The 20,470-nt window shown below is 35.4% G+C and carries 17 protein-coding genes; 7 read left to right on the top strand and 10 right to left on the bottom strand.

The window, feature by feature from the left end; all coding sequences use genetic code 11:
* Nucleotides 1-21: 21 nt before the first annotated feature.
* On the bottom strand, nt 22-1,494 hold the full coding sequence (gene dgt, locus H9L01_RS05285) for a dGTP triphosphohydrolase (protein WP_187534965.1): 1,473 nt from the start codon (nt 1,492-1,494) through the stop codon (nt 22-24).
* Between the two features lie 183 nt (nt 1,495-1,677).
* Here dgt and H9L01_RS05280 point away from each other — a divergent pair, with 183 nt between their 5' ends.
* A complete protein-coding gene (locus H9L01_RS05280; protein WP_187534964.1) occupies nt 1,678-2,511 on the top strand; it encodes an ion transporter in 834 nt (277 codons plus the stop codon).
* A gap of 99 nt (nt 2,512-2,610) precedes the next feature.
* On the opposite strand, the gene H9L01_RS05275 is transcribed toward H9L01_RS05280, so the two are convergent.
* A complete protein-coding gene (locus H9L01_RS05275) occupies nt 2,611-3,360 on the bottom strand; it encodes an IclR family transcriptional regulator (RefSeq protein WP_187534963.1) in 750 nt (249 codons plus the stop codon).
* Between the two features lie 189 nt (nt 3,361-3,549).
* On the opposite strand from H9L01_RS05275, the gene H9L01_RS05270 reads away from it, so the two are divergent.
* Together H9L01_RS05270 and H9L01_RS10785 are read left to right on the top strand one after the other, a co-directional pair.
* Nucleotides 3,550-4,494, top strand: coding sequence for an L-lactate dehydrogenase (locus H9L01_RS05270; protein WP_187534962.1), 945 nt, complete (start codon nt 3,550-3,552; stop codon nt 4,492-4,494).
* Nucleotides 4,495-5,841, top strand: coding sequence for a YjiH family protein (locus H9L01_RS10785; protein WP_187534961.1), 1,347 nt, complete (start codon nt 4,495-4,497; stop codon nt 5,839-5,841).
* Nucleotides 5,842-5,882: 41 nt separating this feature from the next.
* Here H9L01_RS10785 and H9L01_RS05260 read toward each other — a convergent pair whose 3' ends face one another.
* Nucleotides 5,883-6,356 carry a hypothetical protein gene (locus H9L01_RS05260; RefSeq protein WP_187534960.1) on the bottom strand — a complete coding sequence of 158 codons (474 nt, stop codon included), beginning with the start codon at nt 6,354-6,356 and terminating at the stop codon, nt 5,883-5,885.
* Nucleotides 6,357-6,534: 178 nt separating this feature from the next.
* Here H9L01_RS05260 and H9L01_RS05255 point away from each other — a divergent pair, with 178 nt between their 5' ends.
* From H9L01_RS05255 to H9L01_RS05240, 4 genes are all read left to right on the top strand, one after another.
* The gene (locus H9L01_RS05255; RefSeq protein WP_187534959.1) at nt 6,535-7,395 is read left to right on the top strand and encodes a Cof-type HAD-IIB family hydrolase; all 861 of its coding nucleotides are present in this window, start codon (nt 6,535-6,537) and stop codon (nt 7,393-7,395) included.
* Nucleotides 7,396-7,433: 38 nt separating this feature from the next.
* On the top strand, nt 7,434-7,835 hold the full coding sequence (locus H9L01_RS05250) for an HIT family protein (RefSeq protein WP_187534958.1): 402 nt from the start codon (nt 7,434-7,436) through the stop codon (nt 7,833-7,835).
* 100 nt (nt 7,836-7,935) lie between these two features.
* Nucleotides 7,936-8,391, top strand: a complete 456-nt coding sequence (locus H9L01_RS05245; protein WP_187534957.1) for a MarR family winged helix-turn-helix transcriptional regulator — start codon at nt 7,936-7,938, stop codon at nt 8,389-8,391.
* On the top strand, nt 8,381-8,806 hold the full coding sequence (locus H9L01_RS05240) for a GNAT family N-acetyltransferase (RefSeq protein WP_187534956.1): 426 nt from the start codon (nt 8,381-8,383) through the stop codon (nt 8,804-8,806). Before H9L01_RS05245 ends, H9L01_RS05240 begins: the two co-directional genes overlap by 11 nt.
* 112 nt (nt 8,807-8,918) lie before the next feature.
* On the opposite strand, the gene H9L01_RS05235 is transcribed toward H9L01_RS05240, so the two are convergent.
* The 7 genes from H9L01_RS05235 to H9L01_RS05205 form a co-directional block, all read right to left on the bottom strand.
* Nucleotides 8,919-12,713, bottom strand: coding sequence for an InlB B-repeat-containing protein (locus H9L01_RS05235; RefSeq protein WP_187534955.1), 3,795 nt, complete (start codon nt 12,711-12,713; stop codon nt 8,919-8,921).
* 151 nt (nt 12,714-12,864) lie between these two features.
* Entirely contained in the window at nt 12,865-13,836 is a 972-nt protein-coding gene (locus H9L01_RS05230; RefSeq protein ID WP_187534954.1) for a DNA-processing protein DprA, read from the bottom strand.
* Nucleotides 13,837-13,979: 143 nt separating this feature from the next.
* Nucleotides 13,980-15,362 (bottom strand): M24 family metallopeptidase, encoded by a 1,383-nt coding sequence (locus tag H9L01_RS05225; RefSeq protein WP_187534953.1) that lies wholly within the window; start codon nt 15,360-15,362, stop codon nt 13,980-13,982.
* Between the two features lie 4 nt (nt 15,363-15,366).
* Nucleotides 15,367-16,161 carry a MurR/RpiR family transcriptional regulator gene (locus H9L01_RS05220; RefSeq protein WP_187534952.1) on the bottom strand — a complete coding sequence of 265 codons (795 nt, stop codon included), beginning with the start codon at nt 16,159-16,161 and terminating at the stop codon, nt 15,367-15,369.
* 16 nt (nt 16,162-16,177) lie between these two features.
* Entirely contained in the window at nt 16,178-17,641 is a 1,464-nt protein-coding gene (locus H9L01_RS05215; RefSeq protein ID WP_187534951.1) for a M81 family metallopeptidase, read from the bottom strand.
* Nucleotides 17,642-17,657: 16 nt separating this feature from the next.
* On the bottom strand, nt 17,658-18,689 hold the full coding sequence (locus H9L01_RS05210; RefSeq protein ID WP_281381207.1) for an AbrB family transcriptional regulator: 1,032 nt from the start codon (nt 18,687-18,689) through the stop codon (nt 17,658-17,660).
* Nucleotides 18,690-18,726: 37 nt separating this feature from the next.
* A complete protein-coding gene (locus H9L01_RS05205) occupies nt 18,727-20,085 on the bottom strand; it encodes a PTS transporter subunit EIIC (protein WP_187534949.1) in 1,359 nt (452 codons plus the stop codon).
* Between the last annotated feature and the right edge of the window lie 385 nt (nt 20,086-20,470).

Genomic DNA, 20,470 nt, shown 5'->3' with positions numbered 1-20,470 from the left:
CGTAAGTAGGGCCATTTTATTTTATTGACTTGAACCAAGTCCAGTCACAATTCTTCGTTTCTCATAAGCAAATCGATCTGTCATGCTTGATACATAGTCCAGTACACATAGAATTCGAAGATAGAGATTATAAGGTTCATCGCCTTCTACTTTCTGTTCTTCATAAGTATACAGATATTCTTGAGGAATCAACTTCACTAATTTAGTTTGGTAGTAAGTTGGTTTTAAAGTAACAACGTTTCCATCTGATTGAGTGACAGTGATATTCGCATCATACGCAATCATTGCATCAACAAATAAATCAAGTAAGTCATACATACATGCCTTAGCTGCAACTTCAAGATCAAGAACACTGTCATTATCATAAATCTTCTCTTGTGTTAGCTTCTTCGCAAAGAGGAAAAAGTTCTTGCCATAACAATGTTCAGTAAGCTCATAATCTTTAACTGATCCTGAAACAATGGCATCAAAGTCTTCTGCAAATTGATGAGCAACATGTTTCATAAGATTGATACGAACTTCATAAAGCCACAACCTTACGAGCTCAACTGCAATATCATCATCTGCAACAGCATCATCAAAGAAAGTCATAAAAGAATCATAAATTCTCGAGTCATATTTGTTTTCTAAATCAAGATACTGAGTCAGATACCTTTTGATATCAAAGACCGTAATTACTTTTTTATTCAAGGCATCTTCAATGTCTGCAGTACGATACGCAATATCGTCCGCAGCTTCGAGAATATACGTCACAACATGACGTGGGTTGTCGGTTTGTGTTGCGTTAATGACGTGTTCGTATAATTCACGTTCAGCATAGTTATAGCCAAATTTTTTATGGTTTTGTTCCTTCGCAGTTTTTGAATCGAAGGGATACTTAACCATAGAATGTATCAGCGATTCAACGAGGTTCATGCCTTGAGCACCACTTGAAGGATGAGATCTTAACACAACTCTTAAGCCCTGAACATTCCCATCATAGTTTAAGAAATCTTCGTATAAAGGATAATCAACTTTAGATTTGTTTAAGAAATCCATGAATCGTACTTTGTTGAGATCTTCATCCATAAATATAACTTTACGTCTTTTTTCGTCAAACCAGTTTCGAATACATTCCTCTCCAAAATGACCGAAGGGAGGATTTCCAATATCGTGAACCAAACCCACTGTTTTTGCGAGTTCCACAAATCGTTCCCGATCCGTTTCATTCCAATCATACAAATCCGGTTTTCTTTTATTAAGATAAATAAGGGCATAACGAGCAATCTGTTCAGCAATAATCGACACTTCATAAGAATGCGTTAGTCGTGTTCTTACAAAGTCGCCACGACTGAGTGGAAAAACCTGAGTTTTATCTTGCATACGACGAAACTCGGGACTCATGATAATCGTATTGTAATCCATTTGAATTTCACTTAAAACAATGTCATCTTCCATTGCTTGCGCAATAGGATGTTTTAAACCAATTCTATTTACTGTAAAGTATGTTTTCATAGACCCTCCTTACCACCATCAAAATCATTCTTGAGGTACTGATAAAATTATACCATGCTTTATTTTATTAAATCTGAAATGTTATCTCCATTGTCTATTAAATCCGATTTCATAGCTTTTTCTTCTTATTATGGATAAGATAGAAGTAACTAATACACCAAACTTTTGAAAGGAACCCCAAAGATGAAAACGAAAGAGTCTCATAATAAAGTTTTAGAGCATAAAATATATGATTTAATCCGCGATCACGATGGCAATGATGATATGGCAGCAAACATTGTAGACGGTGTTCTGATGATACTTATCATCATCAGTGTTGTCGTTGCATTCTTAAGTACTTTTGAGATTGCAAATACATATATGGATATCCTAAATACCATGGAAACATTCTTTATTTTCATATTTTCAATTGAGTATGGTATTCGCTTATGGACATCAGAATTTCTCTATCCTGATTTACCCCCACTCAAAGCACGTCTTAAGTATGCACTGACTCCTATGGCTCTGATTGATCTCCTTTCGATTCTTCCATTTTTCTTACCATTCTTTGGTGTCAGCACCGGAGCAATTCGTATTATGAGAATTGTTCGCTTATTTAGAGTTTTTAAAATTAATCGTTACACCGATTCCCTTTATCTCATTGGTGCTGTGTTACGTACCCGTGCTTCACAGTTAATTTCCTCAATTGTTGTGATTCTAGTTCTGATTTTTATTGCAGCTATGTTAATGTATGATGTCGAACACGCTGCACAACCGGATAAGTTTAATAATGCACTCTCGGCAATGTGGTGGGCCATGTCAACCATCACTACTGTAGGATATGGTGATATTTACCCTATTACCACATTTGGAAGAATTCTAAGTGCTATTGTTACATTCTTAGGAATTGGTCTTACTGCAATACCAACCGGTATTCTCTCTGCAGGGTTTATCGAACAAACTCAACTTTTAAATAAAAAGAAGGAAAAGAATGCACATGTGGAAACATGTCCGCATTGTGGAAAACCTGTTCACTAGACCCTTCGAGTTATATATTAATTATATTCATGAATCCATTACCAATCGAAAACACCCTCTGTATTGTTCAGTACAAAGGGTGTTTTTGTAAGTATCATTTTAAAAACTATCAATCATAATTTTATTAATTTCATCTGCAGTTTTTAATAGTTCCTGAGTTAATGCTTCGACATTTTTGTATTGGAGTCGTGAGGTCGGTCCAGAAACACTCAATGCTGCTATCGTTTTTTTATTCTTGTCCGTAATTGACGTTGCAATACAAGACAATCCATATTCATACTCTTCATCATCATGTGCAATACCTTGTGTTAAGATAAGATCTTTTTCCTTCTTAAATTGATCGAGTGATGTAATTGTGTTGATCGTTCGATGTTTAAAGTCTTGATCAAAGTAGGTAACCAAGTTTTCTTCAGAGAACGAACTTAAGAATATTTTTCCCATACCGGAACAATTTAAATCAGAACTTGCAGATAAAGTAGGTTGTAAGGAATAAAACTCACCTTCTTCAGAATGGATGATGACAACTTCATCACCAACTAAAATACCAAGGTTAAGAGTCTCTCCTGTTTTTTCTGCAAATTTAGCCATTGGTTTACGAGCAATGTTCACAATAAGTTGATGACGGTTAATCCCTTGAGCATATTTATACATTCCATATCCTAAGGTATACCGCTCTTGTTCATCTTGAATTACAATTCCACGATTATGTAGCGTTTTTAATATACGATGCACCGTGGTTTTCGCAAGATTCAATTGCGAAGCGATTTCTCCAACACCGATTTGATCTTGGGCATCCAGTAAATCAATAATATCAAATGCATTATCTATCGTCTTAATACTTTCACTCATGACATAGCCTCCATTTTTCACTTTTTTATACAATTTGAACAATTTTTCACAATCAAACTCATAAATTGCCCTTCTTTTCAAATATATCACAAATAACTTCAAAAAAATTGGAATTAAGTTTAAATCTTGAATCGATTCGTGTTATTTTGTTTTGGAACAGTGTTCCGTTTTGATAAAAGGAGAAAGAATATGTCAAAAATTTCAGTTATTGGTGCAGGTGCTGTAGGAGCAGCGACAGCATTTACACTATCACAAGAATCATGGGTTAACGAGGTAGCTTTGATTGATATCAATGAGCGTAAAGCAACAGGGGAAGCTCTTGATATTATGCATGGAATGCCCTTAAATCAACCTATTAATGTAATCAGTGGCGATTACTCAATGAGCGCAAACTCTGATGTTGTTGTTATTACAGTTGGTGTTCCAGAAGTTGTAGGTGAATCAAGATTGGTTCCACTACAAAAGAATACCCAAATTTTAGAATCAATTATTCCACAAATTCTAAAATATAGTCCCGATACAATTCTACTTGTTGTAAGCAATCCTGTAGATCTTCTTACATACATTACTTACCAGGTTTCTGGCCTACCACAAGAACGCGTAATCGGTTTAGGTACAATGCTTGATACATCACGCCTTCGTTATCTTCTATCACGAGACTTAAAAGTATCGGCAGAAAACATCTCTAGTTTTGTAGTTGGAGAACACGGCGATTCACAAGTCGTATTATGGTCAAAAACCAATGTTGCAGGTCTTTCTGTAGAAGAATATGCACAACTCAATGATATTAAACTTGAAGATGATTACTTTAAAAAACTTGAAGATGAAGTGCGCCAAACAGCATTTGATGTTTGGGAAATGAAAGGACCCAATGCATTCTGTGTTGCAACAGCCATTTCACGTGTCGCTAAGGCAATTATTCGCGATGAGTCTGTCATTTTACCTGTTTCAAGCATGACAACTACAGCATCAGGTGAAGAAATTTATATCAGTTTACCAAACCTAATTAATCGTCAAGGGTCACATGATGCATTAAAGATGCCTATGAATGAAGACGAAGCAGCAAAATTAACCCATTCAAAAGAAATGTTGAAAGATCTCTCGAATCAAATTAAGTTTGGAGGATCAAACTAAATGGATTCCAAGCGTAAATTAAGAAATTCGATTGTCTTCATTGGAGGAACACTTCTAGGAATACTATTGGTGCTTATTCCCTTTGATTTCAATGGTGCAGTAGATACCGTTCTCTTCTACTATCTCAAATTATTTATTACTCATTTCAATAAACCACTAAGATTTATTATTATGTTACTAATGGTCTTAAGTGCATTAGGAGCTCTCTATGATAACATTGCGAAACCTGATTGGATTCGTAACAATAAACTTCTTAAGAATATTCTCTCGACAACACCATTCTATATTGCAAACCGTATTCTAGGTGCTTTGATTTGTGTTCTTGTTTACTTCAACATTGGGCCTGAATTTATTATCTCTGCAGATACAGGTTCCAGTATGTTCGGACTTGCTACACAATTATCAATCCTTGTTCCTTGTATGTTACTCCTCCAAACACTCATTCTTGAATGTGGTGCTATGGAATTTCTTGGCGAACTTATCGGATTTATCGTGAAACCTATCTTTAAAGTATCGGAGATGGGAGCCGTAAGTATCATCAGTGCTTGGGTAGGACCGGGTAATGCTGCAATTCTTGCAACTCAAAACCTGTTTGAAGAAGGATATTATACTGTAAAAGAAGCGGCTATTATTGGATCTCAATTCTCTACATCAAGTGTCGGTTGGATTGTACTCGTAAGCTCTGTTTTTGGAATCATGGATCACTTTGCGACGCTTTTCCTTGTCATTACTCTTGTTGGAATTATTGTAGCAATGGTAGGTGTTCGTATCCCTCCTATTTCAAAATATCCAGATACTTACGTCGATGGATCTCTTGTTTCACCAGTTAAGAAACAAGAAAATAAAGATCAATCAAAACTTGCTTTCGCTTACAATTCAGCACTACAACGAGCTGACAAAGTAAGTATTAAAAACTTTACAAGCAAAATCAATAATATGTTGTTTTATGTTATCTGGCTTCAACCTATTATCGTATGCTGGGGAACACTTGCACTTATTATTTCCATGTATACACCGATTCTACAATGGGTATCCTACCCCATCGAACTCATACTAAAACTCACAAATGTATCGGAACCAGCAGCCAGTGCGAGTGCTATTATGTCAGGTTTTGCTGATAACTATCTCCCTGTCATCCTGGGTCAAAATATAATGAGTGTTGAAAGTCGATTTATTATCGCAGCCATGAGTATTCTGCAAATTGTCTTTATGTCAGAAATCGCATCCTTATTAACATCTACTAAGGTTGTAAAGAATTTCAAAGACGTCTTATTAGTTTTCGTTATTAGAACATTCATCGCGCTACCATTCGTAATTTTATTTGCAAAAATACTCGGATTGAGTTAACAAAAGGGTCATGCAACCGCATGGCCCTTTAATTTACGCTACTAAGCAACAATGACGATGAGAACAATAAATGTATTCCCCTCTTCAGGTACAACAGTAAACTGCACATCAGCATCTCCCATAGTTCCAACCATGATCCAAGACTTCACGCTATCACTTTTGACTTCTGAAGTATCTGTGAGTTTTAACTCTTTTCCTAAAGTTGTATAAAATTTTTGAATATCTTCAAATGATTCTGTTGTATTGTAAGAAACTGTGAGAGTCTGTTCATTCTCACCATTTGTTTTAAAGTCTGTTAGGTTCGAATTGTTATCCATGATAAATTTCTTAACATCTACTTTTTCAACATCAAATTTTTCTGTTTGTTTTTCTTCACCTTTGTTTTCATTTTTCGTTTCACTTACAACTGGTGTTTCTTTCTTTTCAACAGGTTTTTCTGTTTCCTTTTTTCCGCAAGCAGCTAAAACCAATAAGCTTGAAATTGTCATTGCAATTAAGGTTGCTTTTTTCATCATATTTTCTCCTCATAATTTCCAATTATTGAGTTGATATTACCATATTAAAATGTAAAGTCGTATTTACATGCTCCTTATTATTTCGTTAAATATTTATCATGTTTTTGAAGCATCTTTCACCATGATATTTATGATAGAATGAACTCAAGTATACTTTAATATAATGAAAGAGGAATCTATGAAAAAAATTGATACAATTGTCTGCGATATTGATGGAACTCTATTAACTGAAGATAGGATTATTAGTGAAAAAACTAAAGAAGCCTTAATTAAGGCTCAAGAAAATGGTATTAAGGTAATTCTTGCTTCTGGAAGGCCTACAACAGGAATGGCACACCTCGCCGAAGACTTAGAAATGAACAAACACCACGGTTTTCTTATTTCTTTCAATGGAGCATGCGTAACAGACTGCGAAACAAACGAAGTTATCTATGAACAAACTATTTCAGAAGAGATGGCTTTCAAGCTGTTTGATCATCTAAAAGACTTTGATGTCATAACTATGGTTACTCATGAAGATAAAATGTATGTAAATGATGTTTATGGTGGCATGATTCCTCTATACCACAATTCAGATAAACTCGAAAATATCATTGAATATGAAGCACGCGGCGGTGATTTTTTGTTAACAGAAATTGCAGATATGACCCAACTTGCTGGGTTGCCAATTCATAAAGTACTTATCGCTGCGAAACCAGAATACCTCGATGAACACCATCACGCTTTGCAGAAACCTGTTTCCGAACATCTTACTAGTGCTTTTTCCGCCCCTTTCTACTATGAATTTACAGATAAGGGCATCGATAAAGCAGCAACGTTAGATCGCGTTCTTTCATCTTTAGGACACAGTCTCGAAAATGTTTTAGCCTTTGGTGATGGCCATAATGACTTATCCCTTATTCAACAAGCAGGAATCGGTTGTGCTATGGGAAACGCTGTTTCTGAAGTTTTGGAAGCCGCAGATACTATTACATTGACAAACAATGAAGATGGCATTGCTGAAAAGATATATGAATTAATTCCTAATATTTTTATATAATTATTTTATTACTAACCAAAGTGAGAAGGAGTAATGTTATGAATTGTATTTTTTGTAATCAATCAAAACTTGATGTTCTTTTTCAAACTAACTATTTTTTTGGTGTATGGGATATCGATCCAATTCAAAAAGGGCATCTTCTAATTATATCGAAAGTACACCATATGAATATTTCAGAATTATCTGAAAACGAATTACTCGAAATGGTTAAATTACAATCATTGGTTTCATCATTTTACGAAGAAAATTTTGATGTTCTTGGTACAACTTCTATTTTCAATAATGGAAATGTTATGTCTCAAAACACACACTTCCATTTTCATGTTATTCCGCGCTACAAAAATGATAACTTTTATGATTTAATAAATCCAAAGCAATTACAGTTTGATACACAGACTTTCAATGACTCAATAAAAAAATATCTAAAGGATAACTTTTAATAGATATAGACCTCCGTTAAGGGGGTTTTTTCTTTCATTGACTTCAAATACTGGAAGCTATATAATTAAATAGTCCCAAATAGGACTATGAGGTGATTGAATGTCTGATTCGTTAAAAAGTAGTATCGATAATCTTGCTATAAACTTAGAACAAATTGATCAGGTATATAGTAACTATGCAACTCAAATTGGTCACAGTTATACAGAATTACAAATTATTAACTTAATCTTTGAAATCGAAGATTGTACTCAAAAAAAGATTTGTGATGCCTCTTTTTTACCGAAGCAAACTGTAAATAATGTTCTTAAGAAATTAATCGACAAGAACCTTGTATTACTTGATAATCGAACACATAAAAATAAGATTATTCTCTTTACCAAATCCGGAAGAAAATATGCAGAAGAAATATTAGCTCCGTTAAGAGATTCAGAATTAATCGCAATGTCCTTACTATCAAATGAAGAAAGAAACTTATTAACCTGCTTACTAACTAAGTACACAGAATCATTCAAAAAAAATATAGATTTAAAAATGGAGGAAGATAATGATTACTAAATTCAAGAATGAAGATTTACGTGACGTCGTGGATATTTGGTTACAATCAAATATAACCGCTCATCATTTTATCTCAGAAAATTACTGGAAAAGCATGCTTCCTGAAGTAGAAACGATGCTCCCTATGGCCACGTTGTATGTCAATATTGTAGATGGTAAAATCGTTGGATTTATTGGATTAGATGACAACCATATCGAAGGCATTTTTATCCATCCTGATCATCAATCGAAAGGATACGGAAAAGATCTTCTAGAGTACGCTAAAAACATCTATTCTACACTAACCTTAAATGTTTATGATAAGAACGTACGTGCAAAAAAATTCTATCTTCGTGAGAATTTTGAAATTGTAGAAGAATCTATGGATCTTATCAACAATGAAAAAGATCTTGTTATGACATGGTCTAAAATTTAAAATATGACGTCAGTAAATTTTTTCTAAATGATTGCCAAGAGGGTAATCTCATTAAAAGCGCAGCTTATCAATTTGATAAGCTGCGCTTTAACTTTAATATAGAGTAATAAATTTATGATTTAGATAGTTTTTCTTTTTTTCGATAACCTATGATTACGAAACCGAGTCCAACCATCGTTAACCCAATCATTACAGAATTTGTATATGATATCCCTGTAGGAGGAAGTATCGTATCTTTTTCCCACTTAGCATAAAGTGTGATTGGTTCTGTCACTGTGTCTTTTGTAAAGTCCCATTCTGTGGTGAAAGCTGAATCTTTATACCATCCTTTAAAGGTGAATCCAGCTTTGGTTGGAGCTGTAGGCTCTACTATAAACTTACCTGATTCAATTGATTGTGAAGCTACTGATGTTCCACCGTTACTTTCAAATGTCACATCATAAGCTACTGGAATTGCTTCCCATTTTGCATATAGTGTTATTGATTCCGTTACCAAGTCAATTTCGAAAATCCATGGTGTTGTTAGTAATGAGTCCTTATACCAACCTTTAAATAAATATCCTTCTTTCATTGGGTTGATAACCTCAGTAATTGGATTTCCAGATTTTACAGATAAAGTTTTAACCGGTGTTCCACCATTGCTTTCGAATGTCACATCGTAGAATACAGGAATTGCTTCCCATTTTGCATATAGAGTTGTAGCTTCTGTTACTGTGTCTGTTGTAAAGTTCCATGCTGTAGTGAATCCTGAATCTTTATACCAGCCTTCAAATGTGAAACCAGCTTTGGTTGGAGCTGTCGGTTCTACTACAAATTTACCGGATTCAATAGATTGAGGGTTAACTGTTGATCCACCATTGCTTTCAAATGTCACATCATAGAACACTGGAATTGCTTCCCATTTCGCATAGAGTGTCGTTGCTTCTGTTACTGGATCTGTTGCGAAGTTCCATGCTGTTGTGAATGTTGAATCTTTATACCATCCTTCAAATGTGAACCCTGCTTTGGTTGGTTCTGTAGGCTCTACTACAAACTTACCAGATTCGACTGATTGTGCTGTGACTGTTGAGCCACCGTTACTTTCGAATGTCACATCGTAGAATACAGGAATTGCTTCCCATTTCGCATAGAGAGTTGTAGCTTCTGTTACTGGATCTGTTGCGAAGTTCCATGTTGTTGTGAATGTTGATTCTTTATACCAACCTTCAAATGTGAATCCAGCTTTGGTTGGAGCTGTCGGTTCTACTACAAATTTACCGGATTCAATAGATTGAGGGTTAACTGTCGAACCACCATTGCTTTCAAAGGTGACATCGTAGAATACAGGAATTGCTTCCCATTTCGCATAAAGAGTTGTAGCTTCTGTTACTGGATCTGTTGTGAAGTTCCATGCTGTTGTGAATGTTGATTCTTTATACCAACCTTCAAATGTGAATCCTGTTTTTGTTGGTGCTGTTGGCTCTACTACAAACTTACCAGATTCGATTGATTGTGCTGTGACGGTTGAGCCACCATTGCTTTCAAATATCACATCATAGAACACTGGAATTACTTCCCATTTCGCATAGAGTGTCGTTGCTTCTGTTACTGGATCTGTTGCGAAGTTCCATACTGTAGTAAGTGAAGAATCCTTATACCATCCTTCAAATGTGAAGCCAGCTTTGGTTGGAGCTGTCGGCTCTACTACAAACTTACCAGCTTCGATTGATTGTGCTGTGACTGTCGAGCCGCCATTGCTTTCAAATGTCACATCATAGAACACTGGAATTGCTTCCCATTTCGCATAGAGTGTTGTAGCTTCAGTTACTGGATCTGTTGCGAAGCTCCATGTTGTTGTGAATGTTGAATCTTTATACCAACCTTCGAATGTGAATCCTGTTTTTGTTGGAGCTGTTGGCTCTACTACAAACTTACCAGATTCGATTGATTGTGATGTGACGGTTGAGCCACCATTGCTTTCAAATGTCACATCATAGAACACTGGAATTGCTTCCCATTTAGCATAGAGTGTCATTGCTTCAGTTACTGGATCCGTTGCGAAGTTCCATACTGTAGTAAGTGAAGAATCCTTATACCATCCTTCAAATGTGAAGCCAGCTTTGGTTGGAGCTGTCGGCTCTACTACAAACTTACCAGCTTCGATTGATTGTGCTGTAACTGTCGAGCCGCCATTGGTTTCGAAGGTTACATCATAAGTTACTGGCAATGCTTCCCATTTAGCATATAGAGTAGTGTCTTCATCAACTTTATAACGTTCAAATGCCCATTCATATTTAAGTTCTGGTTCTGAGTACCAGTCAACAAATTTAAATCCATCACGCGTAGGATCTGCTGGGCGAGGAATGAGTCCACCACTTGGGGGTAGATTTACATCTTCAACCGCTGAGCCACCATTCGAGTGAAATTTAACCGTAACTCCTTTTAATTCCCATTTTGCAAACAATTTCATACTAGATGATACTTGCATGGTTTCAAAGTCCCATTTATTTGTAAACTCTCGATCTGAATACCATCCTTTAAAGATGTATCCTTGACGAACAGGATCAGTAGGTTGTTCGATATGAGCTTGCTCCCAATAAAGTCTTTGTGGAAGAATATAGCCACCATCGCTTACAAAATCAACAGTATACTGTTTTGAAAACAGTGGGAGGAAATGTACCGTTACTGAGTGTGGCTCTTTCCGTAAAGAATTATCACTGTTGACGTAGTAAGATTCAATTTGAAGTCCTTGTTGTTTCGTAAAGTACTGATGATTCACAACATCTTTTGAGTGGAGATCTTCTAATGGTATCCTCATATAGTCTTTATAGGCATTAGATGTTGATTCAAAACGTGATTTGATATCATCTGTCACAGGAAAACGCAACGTAATGGTATTAATTTCACCGCGAAGCCCTTGTAAAGACTTTCCTAGCACAAAGAATTTATCTTGATTACTTTGTCCACCTGCAGGATTATAACTTTGATTTACATTGAATTTTTGACCATCTTTTAATTCAACAAGAAGTTCAAATTCCGCAATGTCCTTATCACCTGCTGTTAGGTTATCTTTTACATATTTTTTTATCATATCAAAGTTAATTCCAATTGTTTTTTCTTGTGGATCAACTTTTCGGTACTGAGAAGTTTCCGTAACAACTACATCTGGAATATCATTTGCAACGATATCTATTTCATAGTATTCTTGATTTCCAATTTTGTGTTCATGTAATGGCATCGCGATGAATCGATCACTATTACCAAGTTCTACGACAACATCAATATTTCGATTTTTATTAGACATCCAATTAAAGTTATTAACTAAGATATCATTTCTACCAATTTTTGCTTTTACTCGAGGACCTTTGTATTGGTCTAACAAGGATCCCATTTGTAATCCAAAGTTTTTTCGAAAATATGAGAGTTGTTCTTGTGTTAGCCACTTCTCACGACCGCCTGGGTTGTTATTGTAAATTGTATCAATAGGGAGAACTACTTGTTGCTCAGTATAGAATACTCCAGGCAGCAAGTTCAGTTCTTTACCTGAATTAACAAATTTTTCTGGTAATTTCTCTAGATTTTTAACCGCAACATAACTATCATTTGTTGACGGTTCATAACCAACAATAATTGGAACATCAATTTGTTCTGCATTTTCAAAATATTCTACACCTCTAAAATCTGTTGGTGTTACTTTGTCGTAAAAACCACTATTTTGTTGAACAAATCCCACACGAGTCATACTCTTAACGTAATTCATGAATGATTCATCTGTATCTACAGATACACCGTGATTCTTTGCATCATAACGAACCATATCAATTAAGTTATCTGAAAACATTTCGTTAAGATTGGGTGTATCAGCTGATATTGGCACCACCATAATACTTAAAAGAATTGCAATCATTAAACTAAGTATTCTTTTCATACTATTTTCTCCTAATCATCCATTGTTGGGTAGATTAAGCAAATTATATCAAGAGACTTCGATACAGAGATATGATTACACAACACCTTTAAAAAAATTTCATTCAGTTTTCACGTGAACACACTAATTGTGATAATTAGTGCGACGAAGCTTAAATATCAAATGATATTTGATCAACTTGTCTTTCTAAATTATCTTTGGCATTAACATGGTTACCTATAAAATAATCGTGGTGTTTTTTAACTAAAGATATGAAATTCATGAGTTCACTTTCATAGAAAACAGCCATGGCACCCTTTTCATCTATGAGCATCGAATTGCCTAACGCCTTATCATTATTCACTACATATTTTTCTGGGTGTTTGAATACACCAAGGGTCCTCTCAAGACTTAAAATAGAATTTGCAGCATGCATCGTTCCACTTTTTTTGGCAGCTTCAATAACCAAAACACCATCACTTGTGCCACTTTGAATTCTATCCCTTTCAACAAATGTATTTCTTGAAGGCATGAGACCTGGCATATACTCTGAGATAAGGGCACCATTATTAGCAAGAATTCTTTCGGCTAGTTCATTATTTTCCTTTGGATAGATAGCTGTGTTTAATCCTTGTGCAAGAATGGCAGCAGTATAACCCCCTGCCTGAATTGTAGATTCATGAGCAATACTATCAATCCCTTTAGCCAGACCGCTTATCACATTGATATTATTTTTCGCAACATAGTCTGCATAGCGCTTCGTAATTTCCTTACCGTAATTTGAGGGTTCACGTGTTCCCACAATGGCTATAGATGGATGAGAACGTAGTCGTTCAATCGATCCTTTATAGAATAAAATTACTGGAGGGTTATCAAGAGACAGTAGCTTTCCAGGATAATCATCTTGTAAAAAATTAGTAATCAAGATATTATTCTGAGTACACTCCTTAATTATCAATTCTGACTTACCTACCGCCTGTGAGAATATATCAAATTCTAAATTCTTGTTTATGTTATTTATTATTAAGTCATACAATGTACCTTGATCCATATTTTCGTTAATCTTCGATTCATGCTTTAGAATCGTTTGATTCCCTATTCCTTTAATATTCAGAAGGGTTATTATTATTTGGTTTCTATCCATAATGTACCTCTTATCTCGAAATTCTTTTTTTCTTTATTATATCAATTTTTAGATTTCTATTTACTATAATGTTCCAAGTATCAGACAGCTAAAAATGCATAGGTAAAAAAACACGCACTGTTTAATGTGCGTGTTTCAAAGTTTTATTGAGTTACAACTAAAGCCTCACGGGTATTCAATAAGAAAGGTCTGTAGTAACCAAGTGTGCTTGTCATTGGCAATAATTCATTACTAAGTTCAATTCCAATGATTTCTTTGATATATTTTTTACGATTTTCAATACGATCCCACAAGTCTGGATATTGTGTTTTAATCTCATTACGTAAAGTTTCATCAGCTACTGCTACGGTACTTTCAGCTGAAACACCATTGTATCCTTCCATAATAGGAATAAAATCAACGGCAAATATCATACCACTTTTTACATCTGCCTTTGAATTTTCAAAGAATGGTGATGATAACCATTCTTCATCAGACGTTAAATGGCCTGGATTAAGTTCCCATCCGTACTTAGATTGTGGATAGAACTCATTAAATTTAGTATAAAAGTCATGTCCATTGATCCCTATTTTTAGATTTTCTAGCCAGTAAACGTATGCTTGGTAATATGGAATTACCATATTATCTAAGTATCCTTTTTGAGCAGTTTCGAGTTCTTCGACATTATTAACTGCGAAACCAGAACGACTCGAGAGTCCACCTTTATAAGACACTGTGAGAGCAACAGCATCACCATTCATGAGTTTCTTAGATGTTGGATAGATATTAGCTTGTTCGAAGCGTTTTCCGAAAGCTGAGATGGTTACAACATTAGGGGTTTGTCCCTCCAATTGTAGTAAGTTACCTATTTCAAGTTCTGTACATCCTTCTTGAAGATGATTCATTGCATCAAGGATAGCATCTGAAGCTAAGGATGATCCGTACTCGTAACGCGCAATTTCATTAGCGTTATTAATAGTTCGTGCTCCCTTTTCAGGATGAATATAAATTTGAGTAGCGTTCACAACTTTATTACCATCGACTACTTCTTTAATACCTTCCACGATATATGAAGGTATTGAGGATAATTTATGGAAGGCTTCATAATCATTCGCCAGTAATTTCCAATCAACCAGGCCCACAAACTGAGAGTCATCAATCGCTACATCCTTCAAGTAATGAGAAACAGGCTTGAAATCACCCATTGGCTGGTTTGGGAGTGAGAATAATGGGCAGAGCACACCTTCACTTTCAATCAGTGATTTACTTACTTTATTAAAGTTTTCGTTACCAAGAATTAAAGTGCTACTTCCATCTACATTTAAGACTTGAAGTGCTTCTTCAAAACGGGGAATAAACCCAGTTAAGTATTCAAAGTTTCCACCATGTTCCTTATCTGCATAAATAATAAGTGAACTTATATTTGCCTCTCTCATATTTGAGAGAACCTTTTCTTTTCGTTCTGCAATCGTCGCATCTGTAATTAATACAGGAGCTTTACTATTGTCTTTCATTGGTGAATTAATCTTTTTTATATCAATTTTCATCGTTTTACATATTTCCTTTCTCCGAATACTCTGATATGTAATATGACAACAATCTGTCTAAAAAGAACATAAATCCATATTTAATGTGAACAACACTGAGGGCATCATCCGTGCTCACATTTCGCAATGAATAAATATGATCATATTCAGACAAATCATCAACATCTTCATTCATAGTCATTAGGACTGTTTTTACTTTATATTGTTTAAGTTGAGGAACAATACTTTTCGCAATTCCTGCGCTTCCTGAGAGTACAATTAAGAGATCATCTTCATCCAAGGAGTTAAGAAGATGATGATTCTCAAAGTGGTCTCCTACTACTTGAATCACTTTGTTAGCGAAAATCATTCCTTGTTGAAATTGAGCAACAGCAGTCGCTCCAATACTTGAGGTTAAGAATACAACTTCTGAACTATCATTTATTTTTGAGGCAATATCTTCAATAAGACTATCATCAATCGCATTAATTGCTTTTGCCGTATCATTGACTTCTTGCATGAAGTAACTGTTGAAATCATCATGTTGATAAATCATCAAATACTTTTCGTAGGCATCATCATACTTTGTAAACTGCTTTTTAAGGTCACTAAAGTTTTCAAAACCTATGGCTTGGCAGAAGCGTCTTACTGTATACCTTGATACATAGCAAGAATCTGCTACATCGTAGATGTTTAGATCACCCATGTTTTCATAGTTCTCAAGAAGATACTTCGCAATGATATAGTCTGCATCTGATTGGTTTTTTTGATTTAGTATTGAAAATAATGAATATAATAGTCCGAATCTGTTTAGTATCATCTTAACTCCTTTATCACTAATATTTTTTTAGTGTTTCTACTTGGTCATAAGGATACATTGGACGTCGTATTAACTTATAGTTGAGTCTCTCTGTTCTTTGATTTGTTGCTCCATCTGTAAGTGCCATGACATAATATTGTGCACGAGCCTTCAGGTCAGGATACAAGTAACCTTGTTTCACAATCATGAGATCATAATCATTCCAGTCAAGATTTGCCATATCATATTGGCGTTTCTCAGCGAATGAGACTGCATGTTCAGCAATGACGACGTATAAATCTTTATCCTTTACTTTTACAGTATAACACGCGCCAATACTGTCACCATCACCATAGTGATGATACAATCTTCCGATTGCGATGATGTCCCCTTCAAGATGGACAGGACGAGAATATTCATTGATATTCATTCCCAGTTCGACACTGATGAAATCGCCAACTTTCTTGTCATTGAAATCACTCATAATTAAGTTTGGATCAGCAATACAGGAAAAGAGTACTTTTTTGCCATTAAAACTTTCTCGTTTTAATACTTCTCGTAATACATGTGTATCGTAACCTGCAGCTCCTGCTGTACAGTTGTCACCTGAATCTGTAATGTATATTGGGCCTTGAGCTGTATTAAATGCATTCTCTAATGATTCGTCGAGCTCGAGTGCTTCTCCATGAAATTTAAACGATGTTGCTTTATCAATCATAAAATTATGAACTTTACGAGCAACTTCCTGTGCATACTCTTGGTATTCTTCCTTTGCAGGAACGACGACTGCGGCAGCACCGCATTTATCACTGTCATGGCGTACATAACCGATGAATAACGATACTGACAACAATCTCTCATCACGTTCAAGTTCATCAAGATACGCGTTGATGGTAACCATTGGCTCATCTGTTGATACAGAACGCTCACCACCAAGCATTACAGGAATTTTTGCAATTTCTGGTTTGATATTTTGACGATTCTCTAGCAAATCAACGAGTAGTTTAAAGGTGAAGTGGTGACATTCAGCACGGTCTGTATGTGGTGAATGTCTAAATGTACGGTGGATGGTCGTATGTTTCGTGAAATTCTCTGTGATGTTACCATGAGGATCTGAGACGATAACGATTGGTAGATAGTCACCAACAATTTTACGAATATTTTTGATTAACTCATGATCTCCCGAACCATACTCCTCAACTTGACTTGCACCATGGATGAACATGAAAATTGCATCCACATCACGGTAGTATTTCTTAACGTCATTCAAGATAACATTTTGAATATAATCAAATGCATCTTTCTTAACAATTCCTCCGCCTCGACCATCAGCATAAAGTGAAGGTATCAATTCAATATCATGTTCTTTAGCTAACTCGTCAATATAAAGTGAACGTGCTACATCATCGCCATATTTCAATACAAATTTCTCAAGAGGTGTTTGATGACTGACGTGTTGATTAGACTCTGCAACAAATCCTCCAATTAATACTTTTTTCATAACTATTCCTCCTTCGTTATGTTAATAAATGAATCACAAAATCCATAATAGGTGGGAACAAGAGTGTCACAATGAGCACTCTTGCTACCTGAACGACTACGATTTTGCTACTGAATACGCCAAGTTCTTGCGTAATCAAACCTACATCCGCAGCTCCCGCAGGAATCGCCGAGAAATATGCTTCTGTAGTATTAAAATCAGTGTATTTCTTAATTAATTTCCCTAGGAAATAACTTCCAAAACCAAAGATACATGCAGCGGATAAGAGCGGTAAAACTAAACTACTAAACGATGCAACACCTTTCATATCTACAACACTTCCAATGTACATTCCTAGTAACAACTGCGCTAAACTATAAATCTCATCGCGAATATATGCCTTGCTTGTAATAATGTTGTAGAGTGCCGAAATTACAATTGCGAGTACTAATGTTCCTAATGGGAACTTGAGATATTCTAGGAATGCTACTAATACTAAAGTTGTAAGTATTGTGAAGATACTTTGTAACCAAGCATCTTTAGTGCTTAACTTATTCATTTTTTCATATGATGAATCCTGTTCTTTTTTAACGGATAAGTTAAGTTGTTTTGATATCAATCTTGGGAAGATTCCAATGCCAACGATGAGTCTTACAAATTGAAGAATGGTGACATTCACTGGATTTGCACCATATTCCATCGCGATTATTGGAATGGATGTCATCCCTCCTGGAATTGATCCAAAGAATGAATCATAGGGAGATAACTTGAAAACATAAAACAAGAGTAACCCTGAAGTAATACTAATCACTAATAAACCTATGTTTATCATGATAATTTCTTTATACAAATTTTTGATGTTTTTAACATCATTCATCGTAATTTTTGCACCAATGCAAACTCCCGCAAGTACCTGTGAAACCAATGATAAATCAAGATTAAAGGTCACTGGGGACTCTTGATAGTTAATATAAATAACGCTAAATATTAATGATCCAAGCATCATACCACCGGGTACCTTAAGTTTCTTAAGAATATACCCGATAGCAATCGCTCCTACAAATAAAATAACAATAATAATCGCTCCTAACCCTAATTCATTAAATTTATTTCGTTTCGTCTACACCCATCATATATGCAATGACAAAGGAGATTACAAAGGCTATAACCCAACCTATAATCATGACATTTAAAGATTCTGCAAAGATACTAAATGAGAGTGGTCCTGGAAGTGAAATCGCTACAGATTTCGCACCCATTCCTGCAACAAACGCAGAAGCTACACCACCACCAATTGCAATTGGAACCCATGGTTTCCCAAAGCGTACTGCAAGTCCGAATACCCCAGGTTCCGTGACTCCAATAAACCCTGGAATGAACGTTGCGATTGCTGAAGATTTGATTTCTGGCTTCTTAGCTTTAAAGTAAATACCAAGAGCAGTTCCGGCAACCGCCATTGAGCTCATAGCATGAACAGGCATTAAATAATCACCACCAAAGACACGAATATTTTCCATAATAATTGGTGTCATACTCAAATGGAGTCCAGTCATGACGAGTAATTGTCGAAGTGATCCATAAACAAAACCACCAACCCATGAGTTCAATGAGAACAATTTCTCAAGTCCAACTGCCACATAGCCACTTAAATAGTAGCCTGCTGGTCCTAAAATTAGAAATTGCAATGGTACAATCACCAAGAGAACGATAACAGGAACAAAAATATTTCTAACACTTACAGGAATCAATTCATTAACTTTCTTATATACAAAGCTCATGACAAGCACTGAGAATAAGATTGGCAGGACAGTTCCGTTATAACCAATCATTGGCATATTGAATCCGAAGATATTCCATGTTACTCCGTTTGCTGCACTTTGAGCAATCGAGGGATGCATGTATGCTCCCGCAAGCGATAACGCTAACGGAATACTCGTATTTAATTTCTTCGCTGCACCATAAGCTATGAAGAATGGTAAGAAGTAGAATGGAATATCTCCCATTAGATTAATCATTTGTCCAATTCCAGATGTCGGTGCATACCAACCTAGAGTCGTAGAGAATAAAATATTCAATCCCTTTAATACCCCAGAACCAAGAATTGAAATTAATACAGGACTGAATGCCGTAGAGATATAATCAAATAGAAATTTACCCATCCCTTGGAATGTTAATTTCTTCTTTTCCTGAACTTGATTATTCGTAGCTTCAGCAGTATTTCCTCCGAGTTCTTTCTCAACTTCCGTTAATACTTGATCCACTGTTGGTCCAATAATGACTTGAAATTGCGTTTCCGTAATACTGATTCCCAATACCTTAGGTAATTTTTTCAGTTCATCAACATTTGCTTTTTTATTATCTAATAGTGTGAATCGAAGTCTTGTTTGGCACGCCATGACATTTGATATGTTGTCTTCTGTTCCGACTAACTCTATTATTTTGCGAGCAGTTTCATTATTATTCATACTTTCCTCCTAAATTAATATGGTTGTATCCTTTAATAAATAATGATTGTATTCTTGACGTCATCGAATCGATAGAAAAATAACGCTCCATGTTACTTTCTATCTGCTTCCATTCTAAGCGTTTACATTTTTATGTGGGTTGCAGGAATTGCACCCTATTTCATTGCTTCCCCTTTTCAACTCCTATTTTTCACAATCTCCTAAAATACTTAAACTGGCATGAAATCCGGCTTTTTCGCAACATCTTCGTGATTAGTCTTACCATATTTCACAAATTGGTTAGATTAATAATTATTCATTGTCATATTTTTCACAATGAAATTATAAAATAAATACAACTTTTCGATGTATTCCAGTGGTATTTCGATAACGATTAACTTACGAT

Origin of the sequence: Erysipelothrix inopinata (genome assembly GCF_014396165.1) — a bacterium.
Lineage (GTDB): Bacteria > Bacillota_I > Bacilli_A > Erysipelotrichales > Erysipelotrichaceae > Erysipelothrix > Erysipelothrix inopinata.
Note: the sequence above shows the minus strand (reverse complement) of the source record. Positions and strands in the feature narration are given on the sequence as shown.

Bases quoted from the DNA above. Each gene is read 5' to 3' on its own strand.
- dgt (WP_187534965.1), bottom strand. From the start codon at position 1,494: ATGAAAACATACTTTACAGTAAATAGAATTGGTTTAAAACATCCTATT.
- H9L01_RS05280 (WP_187534964.1), top strand. From the start codon at position 1,678: ATGAAAACGAAAGAGTCTCATAATAAAGTTTTAGAGCATAAAATATAT.
- H9L01_RS05275 (WP_187534963.1), bottom strand. From the start codon at position 3,360: ATGAGTGAAAGTATTAAGACGATAGATAATGCATTTGATATTATTGAT.
- H9L01_RS05270 (WP_187534962.1), top strand. From the start codon at position 3,550: ATGTCAAAAATTTCAGTTATTGGTGCAGGTGCTGTAGGAGCAGCGACA.
- H9L01_RS10785 (WP_187534961.1), top strand. From the start codon at position 4,495: ATGGATTCCAAGCGTAAATTAAGAAATTCGATTGTCTTCATTGGAGGA.
- H9L01_RS05260 (WP_187534960.1), bottom strand. From the start codon at position 6,356: ATGATGAAAAAAGCAACCTTAATTGCAATGACAATTTCAAGCTTATTG.
- H9L01_RS05255 (WP_187534959.1), top strand. From the start codon at position 6,535: ATGAAAAAAATTGATACAATTGTCTGCGATATTGATGGAACTCTATTA.
- H9L01_RS05250 (WP_187534958.1), top strand. From the start codon at position 7,434: ATGAATTGTATTTTTTGTAATCAATCAAAACTTGATGTTCTTTTTCAA.
- H9L01_RS05245 (WP_187534957.1), top strand. From the start codon at position 7,936: ATGTCTGATTCGTTAAAAAGTAGTATCGATAATCTTGCTATAAACTTA.
- H9L01_RS05240 (WP_187534956.1), top strand. From the start codon at position 8,381: ATGATTACTAAATTCAAGAATGAAGATTTACGTGACGTCGTGGATATT.
- H9L01_RS05235 (WP_187534955.1), bottom strand. From the start codon at position 12,713: ATGAAAAGAATACTTAGTTTAATGATTGCAATTCTTTTAAGTATTATG.
- H9L01_RS05230 (WP_187534954.1), bottom strand. From the start codon at position 13,836: ATGGATAGAAACCAAATAATAATAACCCTTCTGAATATTAAAGGAATA.
- H9L01_RS05225 (WP_187534953.1), bottom strand. From the start codon at position 15,362: ATGAAAATTGATATAAAAAAGATTAATTCACCAATGAAAGACAATAGT.
- H9L01_RS05220 (WP_187534952.1), bottom strand. From the start codon at position 16,161: ATGATACTAAACAGATTCGGACTATTATATTCATTATTTTCAATACTA.
- H9L01_RS05215 (WP_187534951.1), bottom strand. From the start codon at position 17,641: ATGAAAAAAGTATTAATTGGAGGATTTGTTGCAGAGTCTAATCAACAC.
- H9L01_RS05205 (WP_187534949.1), bottom strand. From the start codon at position 20,085: ATGAATAATAATGAAACTGCTCGCAAAATAATAGAGTTAGTCGGAACA.